The sequence below is a fragment of the Cyclobacterium sp. SYSU L10401 genome (assembly GCF_010993705.1).
Taxonomy (GTDB): domain Bacteria; phylum Bacteroidota; class Bacteroidia; order Cytophagales; family Cyclobacteriaceae; genus Cyclobacterium.
Genome location: NZ_WOFO01000002.1, coordinates 287,920 through 301,308, shown reverse-complemented (window position 1 = coordinate 301,308; position 13,389 = coordinate 287,920). Strand labels below are relative to the sequence as shown.

Sequence of the window (13,389 nt, the reverse complement as noted above, 5' to 3'; positions counted from 1 at the left end):
CCTGGGTCGTAAGTATTTCAGTGGGTTAAAGGTACTATCCTTTAGATGCTAAGTGAGATGAATAAAAAAGAATTCCTAAATCTGCTTCAGAAAAGAAGTACGGGAGAGCTGAATAATATAGAAGATGCCAAATTGCTGCGGATTTTGGATCAGCTACAGCGACGGGAATTGGATTGGGAGATGGATAGCCTGGAGGAAGTGGAGTTAAAATACAAGATGAAGGAAAAAATTGATTCAAGGCTCCAATCAAGAACAGTTACCACGACTTCCAACTATGGGATGATGAGATGGGCTGCATCTTTTTTATTATTGATAGGTCTTGCTTATCTGGGGTATCAAGTCCAGCAATTAACCCCAAATATGGTTTGGGAAGAAAGGATCACCAATGAGCGGCAGAAGGCCTCCATTACCCTGCCAGATGGCAGCATTGCATTTCTAAATACCAATACCAGGCTGCGGTTCCCCAAGGAATTTGTGAATGGAAAAAGGGAAGTTGAATTGGATGGAGAAGCTTTTTTTGAGGTGGTAAAAGACAAGGGGGCAACTTTTGAAGTAAACAGCCAGGGGGTAAAGACGGTAGTTTTGGGAACGGCGTTTAATGTCAGGGCACACCAGGAATTGCCTGTAAAAGTGGCGGTGCAAAGCGGAAAGGTAGCTGTTTTTCACCAAACTTCCACAGCCGACGCAAGTGGTGTGGAACTGCAGCCCAGGCAAATGGCTACGGCCATTCCCGGTGCTGAGCGCTTTGCGATAGCCGAAATGGATTCTGATTCTTTTCTGGATTGGAAAGCGGGTTCTGTATCCTTCGATATGGATCCCTTCGATGAAGTGATACAGCGGCTGGCTTCCATATACAATTACAGGATTGAATTAGTGGGCGAGGGAATGGATCAATGTCAGATCAAAGCGACCTATGCCAATGGGAACTTGTTTGCGGTATTGTACGGTCTGAAAAACCTGGTTGCATTTGATGTGGAAAATACCGGCGAAAGGACGCTAAAAATAACCTATAAAAATTGTAAAATATAAAAATTAACAGCCTATGCGATAAGTTCAAGTTTTAACCTTCAATCAGAAAAATCCGGAACTGCTGCAACAGTCCCGGATCAGTTTCGGTGGAAAACCACCTTGTTTAACAATAAACATTTAAAATTATGAAAAATAATTTACTAAGGCTAATTGTGCTTTATTCAAAACAAACCCTAAAGTACTTTTTGCTTCAATTACTTGTCATACAGGTGATTATGGCAGAACCAGGCTCCAGTCAGAGCATGGAAGATTATCAGGTACAGTTACAAGCCAAGAATCAGAAGCTGGTAACGGTGTTGGCAGCTTTAGAGCAGCAGACAGATTTTGTCTTTGCCTATAACCAGGAGGTAGCCAAAGACAAAACGAAAATTTCCCTCCATTTATCCACGGACCTTAAAACCATGCTTAAAAAAATCACAGAGCAGGTGGATTACGATTTCAAGCGTGTAAATGAGCAGATTTATGTGGTAAGGAGTGAGGTGGGATTAAATGGTAATGAAAAAACAGATTCTGAAAGTGTTTTTGAATTACCAATTCTTGCAATAGAAATCAAAGGGAAAGTTCTGGATAATACCGGACAGCCGATCCCGGGTGCTACAGTAATTATTGAAGGAACGAATACGGGGACTGTTACTGATATCGATGGTAATTTTTCTATTGATGCTTCCGAAGAATCTACTATTAGGATTTCTTTCATCGGGTACCAGAGTCAATCTGTCGCTGTGGGAAACCAAACTTTTTTAGAAATTACCTTAATTGAGGATCAATCCTCCTTAGAAGAAGTATTGGTGGTGGGATATGGAACCCAAAAGAAGGAGGACGTTACCGGAGCAGTTTCATCCGTCAATCAGAAAGCTATCAAAAATTTACCTGTATCAACGCTTGACCAAAAAATGGTAGGGCAGGTGGCAGGAGTTCAGATCCAGCAAGTATCCGGAGCGCCGGGAGCAGGAACATCGGTCAAAATCAGGGGTAGCGGATCTCTGGGTGCAGGAAATGAGCCATTGTATGTAATAGATGGTATGCCATATTCATCGGGGATGAACCAAACCCTGAATCCCCTTATGTTTATAGACCCCAATAACATCGAATCTATTACCATATTGAAAGATGCCTCATCTACAGCAATATATGGGTCTAGAGGAGCCAATGGAGTAATAATGATTACAACCAAAAAAGGCGAGTACGAACAAACTCAGATAAATTTTTCTTCGATGGTTGGCGTACAGCAAGTTCCTCAAAAGGGAAGACCTAATCTTTTGAATCAAAGGGAATTTGCCCAATTCCAAAGAGACCGTATTGATATAGGGGTAAGACAAACAGAAAATAGAGAGCCTACCCTTGATGATTATCCCGAGGAATATAGGAATCTGGATGCGCTATCTGGCAAGGGAACAGATTGGTATGATTTAATCTTTCAGTCAGCTTCAATCCAGGATCATAATTTTAGTATGCAAAAAGGAACAAAGGATTCCAGAATAAATTTCAGTTTGGGGTATTTCAAACAAGAAGGAGTCCTAAAAAGTACAGGGATTGAGCGGTTCAGTAGTAACCTGGGTATCGACACCAATGTAAGTGATAAAATAAAAGTGGGGGCCTCCATACAGCCCACCTTTATTAAACAGGACAGAGCGAATACCAATCTTAACAGAGGAGATGTACTTGGAGTAAGTATCTGGGCCAATCCAATTTCAACCCCATATGATGAAGACGGAAACCTAAAACCATATATAGTAGCTCCCCAAAGTAGGTTTCACTCTGCCTGGAGTTTTGCTAATCCGTTATTTGTTCTTCAGGAGTCAAAACGACAACAAAATACTTTTCAAAACCTGGGAATTGCCTATGCGGAATTGGAGATTTTACCAAATCTTAGGTTCAGAAGTTCCCTAAATACAATTTTTGAGGTTTCCAAGTTTGAACAGTTCATTCCAAGTACGGTTGGAGACTCTAACCGTCCTCCCACTCCGGGAACAGGTTTTTCTTCCAATAGCAGGAGCAACAGTTTTGATTGGTTAATAGAGAACACTTTGAATTATGATCTGACCAAGGGTGAACACAGGATCAATGCTTTATTGGGATATACCACCCAAAAATTCACATCGAATAGTATTTCTTTGGTAGCTGATCCTTTTCCGAATGATTTAATTAGAACGATAAATGCAGCTCAGGCAATTGAATCATGGGGTGAAGGAGTGAATGAGTGGAGCATGATTTCTTACCTGGGTCGGGTAAATTATGCCTGGAAGGAAAAATACCTTTTGACTGCTACCTTCAGGTCAGATGGTTCCTCAAGATTTGGTCGGGAAAATAGATACGCCCTTTTTCCGTCTTTGGCCGGCGCCTGGCGTATTTCAGAAGAAGAATTCTTCAATGGAGTTAATTGGATGGATGAATTGAAGATCAGGGCCAGCTACGGTAAAAGCGGGAACAACAATATAGGTAATTACGCTCATTTGGCTTCCATTAGTGCAGGTTCCTACGTTTTTGCTAATAATCAGGTTACCGCTTCTAGTGTAGGGCTACCTAACCCCTTTCTGACATGGGAAGAATCAAACCAATTTGATTTAGGTATTGACTTTCAATTTCTAAGTAATCGCCTTTCTTTATTGATAGATCTTTACAGAAGAGAAAGCAATAATATGCTGTTGAATGATGTGATACCAGCCATAACGGGTTTTAATTCTCAAACTATCAATCAGGGAAATGTAAGAAACACCGGATTGGAAATAGCTTTAGGTGGTTCTCCCTATGCGGGAGAATTTTCCTGGGACATAAATGCTAATATAGCCTTTAACAGAAATAAAGTAATTGCGCTTAATGAAAGCACTGTGCGGATCTTAGCTGGTAATAATGATGGTAATCCTACCCATATTTCAGTGGTAGGTCAGCCTATTGGTCAGTTCTATGGTTTCATTTTGGAAGGTGTATATACACCGGAAGACCTTGAAGATCCGGACATTGTTCAGACACCCCAGGTTTATGAAGGAAATGTTAAATACAGGGATGTCAACGAAGACGGGTTGATAAATGACGTTTTGGATTATACCATCATAGGAAATCCCCATCCTGATTTTATTTTTGGTCTTACCAACAATTTCGCTTACAAGGGAATTGATTTGGGTGTTATCATAAATGGCCAAAGTGGTGGGCAGGTGATGAATGGATTAAGACAAACTACAGATAATTTACAAGGATTTTTTAATGTAGATAGGGATTGGGAAAATAGATGGAGAAGTAGGGATAATCCAGGAGATGGAATACATTCAGGGATTCCGCAGGTAAGACCTAGCTGGGGTCATCGGGTTTCTACCCTATGGGTGGAAGACGCATCCTATTTAAGAATTTCAAATTTGACCCTGGGATATACCTTTTCTGGAAGTTTGATTGATAGATTTCGAATCCTTAAAGGCTCCAGAATTTATATGACCATTCAGAATCTGGCCATGTTTACCAACTATAAGGGAGCAAATCCTGAAGGTCAGGCTGCCAACCAAAACAATACGCTTGTACCAGGATTTGACATGACTTCTTACCCACTTTCTAGGACCACGTCTTTAGGTATAAATTTATCTTTTTAGACTGGTTGGAAAGTCTTAATATTTCACATTAATTATTCAGATATGAAAAAGCTATTATATATATTTTGTCTTGTTGCAATAAGTTCATGCTCCGAGGATTTTTTAGAATTATTCCCAGAAACCACCTTAAATGAAGGAAACTTCTATCAAAGCCAGGAGGAGTACATATTATTGGCCAATGGCTGTTATGTTCCAATGAGAAATTACGAAAAAGACCTGCATTGGGTATTGGCTGAATTGGTTTCTGACAATACGAGTTTTCAGTATAATATAAGGACTGGAGAAGCGGTGAGAGGGGTAATTGATCAATTTATTATCACCTCCGATAACCGTGGTTATAGCAGTTTTTGGGAACAATCCTATAATGGTATTACCCGGTGCAATAAATTGCTTTTCGAAATTGACAGGCCGGAAGTAGTTTGGTCTAATGAAGCCTTTAAAGAAAGGTCCTCAGGGGAGGCTCTTTTTCTAAGAGCACTATATTATTTTAACCTTGTAAGGCAATTCGGGGGGGTTCCTTTGGTTACCACACCGATAACTTCTCAAGAAGCCGTGGAGATAAAAAGATCCAGTGAGGAACAAATCTATCAATCTATAATAAATGACCTGAACCAGGCGATAAACCATTTTTCAAATGCTACCGATGTTCATGAAGACGGTAGGGCTAATAAAATAGCTGCCTTGGCATTGTTGGGTAAGGTAAATTTAACCATAGGTAATTTTGACGAAGCAGAAAACAATTTGAAGGAAGTGATAGATTCAAATGAATATTCTTTGCTACCCAACTATGAGGACTTGTTTGATCCTTCTAATCCTGATTTTACAGAAACAATTTTTGCTATTCAGTATTCAGAAAATAACAGGGAATTATCCAACCGGTTCATATTTATGTTTGTCCCATGGAGTTCGGAAGGAGAAATCACCGAACGCCCAAACATTAACATCATAAGCGCAGGATGGAATATTCCTACAAATGACTTAATTGATGCTTTTGAAGAGGGGGATAAAAGAAAAGCTGTTTCAATAAATACCTGGATAGGTGAGGATTGGGATGGAGAAATCAGAGAATTGTCCTATACTGGAAAATTTAAGCCTCCGGTTTCTGCACCCGATGACCGCTGTGGGGACAACCTTCCTATTTTGCGTTATTCAGATGTGCTGCTGATGTATGCCGAAGTCCTTAATGAATTGGGAAGGACAGGAGAAGCCATTCCCTACGTTGAAATGGTTAGAAATAGGGCTGGATTGACAGCGCCTCTTTCAGGATTTGATCAAACCTCTCTAGGAGAACTGATTCTAAAGGAACGACAAGTGGAGTTTTGTTTTGAAAATCAGAGGTGGTATGATTTAAAAAGGACCGGTAAAGCAGTTGAAGTAATGTCTGAGCATGGTATACGGGAGAAAGAAATGAAACCTTTTCTTTTTGATGCTTCCTTTAACATTACGTCAAATAAATTATTAGCTCCTATACCAGCTGAACAAATTTTAATCAATAGGCTTGAACAAAATCCTGGGTATTGAAAACCCCAATTTTATTCCAATCAAATGATGATAAAAATATGAAACACAGGAAAATAATTTATTTAATAGTTTTGCTCTTTCTGTTTATGCCAATAGAAGCGGCTATCAGCCAAACAGAGAAACCAAACATCATATACATCCTGTCAGATGATCAGTCCTGGACCGATTATGGGTTTACCGGACACCCGCACATAGAGACCCCCCGCATCGATCAACTGGCAGCGGAGGGGCTTACCTTCACCCGCGGCTATGTGACGGCTCCTCTTTGCAGTCCTTCCCTGGCTTCCATCATCACAGGATTGTACCCCTACCAGCATGGTATTACGGGAAATGATCCAGAGTTCACCTTTGAAAAACCACGGTACCAAACCGATTGGCAGGAAGCCAGGTCTCGGCTTTACAAAGACTACCTGGACGAATTCCAAAAGCACCCAACGGTACCCCAGCTGTTACAAAAACTCGGCTATGTATCCTTTCAGTCCGGCAAATGGTGGGGTGGCCACTGGAAGGAGGGCGGCTTCACCGATGGCATGACGCATGGAGATCCCACAAGGGGAGGCCGCCATGGGGATGAGGGATTGAAAATCGGAAGAGAAGGTATGGACCCCATTTTTGATTTCATGGATCAGGCCATAGCCGATCAGGATCCGTTCTTTATCTGGTATGCTCCCTTTTTGCCCCATTCGCCGCATACGCCACCGGATTCTCTTCTGCAAAAATACCTGCCCAAAGCACCTACCGAAGCGGTGGCTGCCTATTGGGCCATGTGTGAATGGTTGGATATCACGGTAGGCCAGCTATTGGATAAAGTGGAAGAGGAAGGATTGACCGAAAATACCCTGGTGGTATTTGTAACCGACAATGGCTGGATTCAGGATCCTGACCGGCCCAACCGATATGCACCCGGATCCAAACAAGACCCACAAGACATGGGCATCCGGACACCTATCATTTACAAGTGGCCGGGAAAAATCACCCCCCGCATGGATACCGAAAACCTGACGAGCAGCATCGACATGGCAGTGACCACCCTGGCAGCGGTAGGTATGGAGCCGTTACCAGACATGCAGGGAGTCAATGTGCTGGACACCAAAGCATTGTCGAAAAGAAAACAGATTTACAGCATGGATTTCTCCCATGACATGGTGGCCGTGGACCAACCGGAGCAAACATTGGAAAGCCGCATCATAATCAGTGGTTCCTGGAAGTTGATTGACCCGGGTATTGCCAATCCCGACAACCAGGACGTCCTACTTTACGATATTTTGAAAGATCCCATGGAAACTGAGAATTTAGCGGATGAGCACCCTAAAGTAGTTGACAAACTCCTGGCTAATCTGGATAAATGGTGGGTAGGTGCCAAAAAATCGAGGTAATTTATCTACAGTCAATTAATTTATAATAATGAGTGGGAACATGTTCCCGCTCATTTTGTCTATTTCTATTTTCTCCAATTGCCCAACTTTATTTTCGGACTTTTTCAATAAATATTTCTTTCTATACATGACTTTATTTGTAAAACACCTTAAGTATTTTACCATGAAGATTATTATTGAAGGGAAATTTGACATGTAACAATGACCTGATTTTTCCGACAGTAGATTTATAGCTTCTTTGGTAAGTAATCATTCCTTCCTAACTTGTATGCCATTGGCCATCCGCACCTGAGTCATTGGCAGTAAGTTGAATTTCATGGTGACAATATATTAAAGGTAATTCTGGAGGTAGATTTTATATTTACCCGACTGTGTTGAATGTAGATGTTAACATTTTAATAACATAATAGATGGACAGGCGATCCCTGCACTTTACCGTGTTTTTTGTGATCATAGGCCTTCTTTTTTCCTGTACGGAAAAAAGCAAACCCAACATCATTCTGATCAACGTAGATGATCTGGGTTATAAAGACCTGGGGTTTATGGGAAGTGAATTTTATGAAACCCCAAACCTGGATCAATTGGCAGGGCAGGGCATGGTTTTTTATCATGCCTATGCTGCTGCTGCCAATTGCGCCCCCAGCAGGGCCAGCCTGATGAGTGGCAGGAATACCCCCAGACATGGGGTCTATACGGTAGACAATTCGGAAAGAGGAAATGCAAAAACCCGTAAAATCATTCCTACCCCCAATCGGGATTTCCTGCCTGATTCCTTGTATACCCTGGCCATGATGCTAAAGGATAATGGCTATACGAATGGGACTTTTGGGAAATGGCATATCAATGAGGATCCCTTGCAACATGGTTTTCATGTCAATGTGGGAGGGGCGCACCACGGAAATCCGGGAAAGAATGGGTACTTTAGTCCCTACAATATCAGCTTTATAGAAGACGGGCCGGAGGGGGAATACCTGACCGACCGATTGACCCGGGAGGCCATCGCATTTATTGAAGCCAATCAGTCCAAACCGTTTTTCTTAAACTTACCCTTCTATTCCGTACATACCCCCATTATCGGCAAGGAAAGCCTGATTGAAAAGTTTAAGAATAAACAGGGAAGGGAAGGACAGGACCGGGCTGATTATGCGGCCATGGTAGCTTCGGTAGATGAAAATGTGGGTAAACTATTGCAGGTCCTTGATGAATTAAACCTTTCAGATAATACGCTTTTGATTTTTACTTCTGATAATGGCGGGATCAGGGATATCTCCTACCAAGACCCTTTGAGAGCAGGAAAGGGTTCCTATTATGAAGGAGGTATCCGAATCCCTTTGGTAATTCGCTGGCCTGGAAAAATTCCCGCCGGAACTACCTCCGATGTTCCCGTGACTCATATGGATTTTTACCCAACGATAAGGAATATCGTTGAAGCGGAGCAGGTGGGGGAGGAGAAATGGGATGGAATGGACCTGGCTCCCCTGTTTAAGCAAGAATCGCTAGCGGAGAGGCCCCTCTTTTGGCATTTTCCCGTCTACCTTCAGGCCTATAATCCCAAAGAAGATGGGGGCAGGGATCCCTTGTTCAGAACCCGGCCGGGGTCTGTCGTCAGAAAAGGGAAATGGAAGCTCCATCATTATTTCGAAGAGGATGATTACGAACTCTATAACCTGGCGGAAGATCCGGGAGAAACAACCAATTTAGCGGAAAGTCAACCAACAGTCAAGGATCAACTGATTGAAATGCTCGAAAACTGGAGGAAGGAAGTCAATGCACCTGTTCCGGATCAGGCAAATCCCCATTATGATAAAGCATTTGAAATGAACCTGATAAATGAAAAATTGAATGAATAAGCTGTCTCTAATAATGTTGCTGGTAGTTTCCGGCATTTTGATGCCTGAAGTTGCTTTTGGAACCAGGCCGGTAGCTAAAAAGCCCAACATCATTTTTATTCTGACCGATGATTTGGGATATGGTGACCTGGGGATATTGTATCAAAACCAGCGGAAAGCGGAAGGAGAACCCTATCATCGTACACCCAATTTGGATCAAATGGCCGCAGAAGGAATGATCTTAACCCGTCATTATGTACCTGCACCGGTTTGTGCACCTTCCCGGGCTTCCTTGCTCCTGGGTCAACACCAGGGACATGCCGAAATCAGAAACAATCAATTCGATAAAGCCCTTCCTGATAACCATAACCTGGCGACCGTGCTGAAAGAGGCCGGTTATGCGACGGCATTGATTGGTAAATACGGGCTTCAGGGTTTGCAGGGAGACAGCCCTGCTACCTGGGAAGCCTATCCTACCAAAAGGGGCTTTGATTATTTCTTCGGATATGTCCGTCACCGGGATGGACACAATCATTATCCGGCACACGATGTGGCAAACAGGGGACCGATGGAATTTTACGATGGAAATGAAGAGATATCCAGTCAATTAAAGGGAAGTTACACCACGGACCTTTTTACAGCCAGGGCAAAAAAATACATTCAAGACCATCAACAGGGCCATCCCGATCAACCGTTTTTTATGTACCTGGCCTACGATACCCCGCATGCAGGTCTGGAAATACCCAGCATGCCCTATCCTTCCGGGGGAGGGACGAGCGGAGGCGTTCAGTACCTGGGAGAAAGCGGCAATTTTATCAATACGGCCAACGGAGAAATAAACAGTTTTATCCATCCCGAATACCGCAAGGAAGAGTGGCCGGAAGTTCAGCGACGCTTTGCCAGTATGGTTCGCCGAATTGATAACGCCATCGGAGATCTGATTCACTTATTGAAGGACCTGAATATTGACGAGGAGACGCTGATCGTATTTACATCCGACAATGGTCCACATCACGAGTCCTACGGTTATGGAGATTATGATCCTGTTTTTTTTGAAAGTTTTGCCCATTTGGATGGAACCAAACGCGATACCTGGGAGGGAGGTATCCGTGTGCCGGCACTGGTTAGGTGGCCGGGAAAAATACAGGAAGGGCTGAAAAATGATTCTCCCTCCGGGTTTCATGATTGGTTGCCGACATTTGCTGAAATCAGCGGTTTGCCAGCGCCAGCCAATACCGATGGCAGGTCACTCTGGCCCATACTTTCCGGTCAGGCCAACGACCACGATGGTAAAGTTTACATCGAGTACCAGGTCAACAATAACACGAAGAGTTACGAATCTTTTCTGGAATCCAAAAGGGGAAAAAAGCGGGGAGAAATGCAGGTGTTGTACCTGGATGGCTATAAAGGTATCCGGTACAATATTTTATCTCATGAAGACGATTTTCGTATTTTTGATACGAAATCCGATCCCGGAGAAGCCAATGATCTCTCTGGAACGAATGGGGAGTTTGTCAAGCTCCAAAAAGAAATGAAAAATGCTGTTCTACGTTGGCGAAGGTACAATGCTTCAGCCGAACGGCCCTATGACGATTTGCCGGTTCCTGCGCTGGACCTGAATGAGATTCCTGAAACAGGGGTACAGGTTGCCAGCTACCGGGGGGATTTTCCATGGGTGCCTTTTATCGATACCGCAAAGGATCTACCATCGGAGCTTCACCTTTTGGCCCAACTGGATGACTTTGTTCCAAAGGAGGAGGCTAAGGTATTTGTATTCCAGGGGCTGCTAAAAGTAGATCAAACCGGTGCTTATGAAATCCGCTTTCACACCAATGGCGGTCTGGTGATGCATGTCCACGATGCGCTGGTGGTGGATAACGACCATTCAAACCTGGCAAAGGAATCCGGAAAGTCCAGCTTGTTTCTGGAGAAAGGGTATCATCCGGTTAAATGGGTTGCCAAAAGGCCGGAGGACAAGGAAAACCTGAAGTTGGAGCTGAAATGGTCCGGCCCTGGTTTTCAGGACAAGCCCTTGAGCCTGTATCAACCAAGGCCAACCAACTAAATGGAAGAATTATAAACATACGTTCGACCTATTTTCATAATAAAACCGTCATTCCGAGGCTCCTATGGCCGATTTGTGCGGAGGAAGCCGTGGGAATCTTTAGTAAACCGGGACTGCCACACCTAAAAACAAAAAGGAAGGATATTTTTCCTTCTTTTTTTAATTCCTGCTGATGTATTCATCAAAAAGCTAAGTTTCCACCGATTGAAATGGTCGTTTTCAGGTTTTTTCGGTAGATTGATAAGATCTGAAAATTAATAATTCTGACTGTATGGAAGAAAACAGGCGCACATTTTTAAGCAAAATCGGATGGCTAGCGGGAAGTTTGCTTACTCCTATCAATGCCATTTGGGCCAGGGTTCCTTTCAAAGGGTCAATTGCACCGGTATATTTCACCAATGGATTTAAGATGACGGAAGTTTCCCAATCGGAAGTAACTGTATGGAGCCGTCTTGGTGCTCAGGCCAAACCCAATCCCCTTATCCACCAGAAAGAAAAGCATCCCAGTCAAAACAACGAATATCCTATTGACTTTGATGAACAAATGCCTGTAGAAAAAATGGATGGAGGCCTGACCGGTTCACCCGGATGGGTACGGGCAATTCTAGAAAACAAGGGAGACAGGATGGTGTCCGACTGGCAGGAGGCCAGGGCAGAAAGGGATTTTACCGTCCATTTTTCCTTTTCAGGTTTGCATCCCGCTACGGAATATAAGGTGCAGCTGGAAGGTAAAGCGGAAAAGGGTGAAGTTACGGCCTTAGAAACCGGATCATTTATGACTGCAGGTAGTCAGACAGATCCTTCGGAACTTTTACTGACTACTTCTACCTGCCAGTATTTCTGGAATCATGATGATAGGGAACGGGGTTTTAAAACCTATGATGCCATGCGAAAGCTACAACCGGATTTTTTTGTGCATACCGGTGATTATGTGTATTACGACAGAATAGGGCCTCTGGCTACTACCCTTGAAAAAGCCAGACATAAATGGCATGCCATGGATGGCTGGCCCGCTTTAATGGAATTTTACCGGCAAGTCCCCCTTTATATGTTGAAGGATGATCATGACCTCCTGAAAGATGATGTTTATCCCGATACCAGTCCTTTGGGTGAGTTTACCCTGGCGCAAGGCCTCCAGGTCTGGCGGGAGAATGTCCCCTTAAAGGGGGAGCCGTACAGGACCTACAGGTGGGGTAGGGATTTGCAGATATGGTTAGTGGAGGGCAGAGAATTCCGGACGCCGAAAGATAATCTTTCAGGAAGTTACAGGACCATTTGGGGTGAAGCACAGAAGCGGTGGTTTATGAATACCATCAAGGCCTCCGATGCAACCTTTAAAATCCTTTTTTCTCCTACCCCAGTGGTAGGTCCCGATAGGGAGAAAAAAATGGACAATCATGCCAATCAACTGTTTGATGAGGAAGGAAATTGGTTGAGGCAATTATTGTCTGAAATCGAGGGTGTTTTTGTGGTCAATGGAGACCGGCATTGGCAATATTTTTCCATAGACGATGAAACAGGCCTAAGGGAATTCGGTGCAGGTCCCGTGTCGGATGCGCAGTCAGGGGGCTGGTCAGATGACGATGTGCGTCCCGAACATCAATTCTTAAGGGTAAAAGGAGGATTTTTGAGCATCAGGCTATCTCATCAGGCTGGTAAACCAAAAATTGAATTCAGACATCACGATGTAACTGGTATGGTAATGCATCAGAAGGAATTTGAAGCCTAGGGATGTAATCAATTGTACCTGTTCGGGAAACAGGTTGAATGAAATAAAAAAAAATACAATCCGGTATTCCTCTTTATCCGGTCATTAACCGCTACTTATTAGGATAAGTGTTTGTATCATTTGTTTAATATCAATACGTTAATAAAGCTTAATGATGGATACCAGCTATTTAAAAAATCATCAGAACTTGACTAAACACACTTTTTTAACGATAGTCATATGCTTTACATTTTTTCTGTTTTTTGGATTGCTTTTTCAAAAT

General features: G+C 43.2%; 7 protein-coding genes. All 7 read left to right on the top strand.

The window, feature by feature from the left end; all coding sequences use genetic code 11:
* Positions 1–57: 57 nt before the first annotated feature.
* Positions 58–1,029 carry a FecR family protein gene (locus GL182_RS06255; RefSeq protein ID WP_163378797.1) on the top strand — a complete coding sequence of 324 codons (972 nt, stop codon included), beginning with the start codon at positions 58–60 and terminating at the stop codon, positions 1,027–1,029.
* A gap of 125 nt (positions 1,030–1,154) precedes the next feature.
* Entirely contained in the window at positions 1,155–4,607 is a 3,453-nt protein-coding gene (locus tag GL182_RS06250) for a SusC/RagA family TonB-linked outer membrane protein (protein ID WP_163378796.1), read from the top strand.
* Between the two features lie 42 nt (positions 4,608–4,649).
* Positions 4,650–6,128: a RagB/SusD family nutrient uptake outer membrane protein gene (locus GL182_RS06245; RefSeq protein ID WP_163378795.1), complete on the top strand. Its 1,479-nt coding sequence runs from the start codon at positions 4,650–4,652 to the stop codon at positions 6,126–6,128.
* A 38-nt stretch (positions 6,129–6,166) separates the two neighbouring features.
* Entirely contained in the window at positions 6,167–7,504 is a 1,338-nt protein-coding gene (locus tag GL182_RS06240; protein WP_163378794.1) for a sulfatase, read from the top strand.
* Between the two features lie 410 nt (positions 7,505–7,914).
* Positions 7,915–9,354 (top strand): sulfatase, encoded by a 1,440-nt coding sequence (locus GL182_RS06235; RefSeq protein ID WP_163378793.1) that lies wholly within the window; start codon positions 7,915–7,917, stop codon positions 9,352–9,354.
* Positions 9,347–11,398, top strand: coding sequence for a sulfatase-like hydrolase/transferase (locus tag GL182_RS06230; RefSeq protein WP_163378792.1), 2,052 nt, complete (start codon positions 9,347–9,349; stop codon positions 11,396–11,398). The genes GL182_RS06235 and GL182_RS06230 overlap by 8 nt, the downstream gene beginning before the upstream one ends.
* 271 nt (positions 11,399–11,669) lie before the next feature.
* Entirely contained in the window at positions 11,670–13,127 is a 1,458-nt protein-coding gene (locus tag GL182_RS06225; RefSeq protein WP_163378791.1) for an alkaline phosphatase D family protein, read from the top strand.
* Positions 13,128–13,389: the final 262 nt, after the last annotated feature.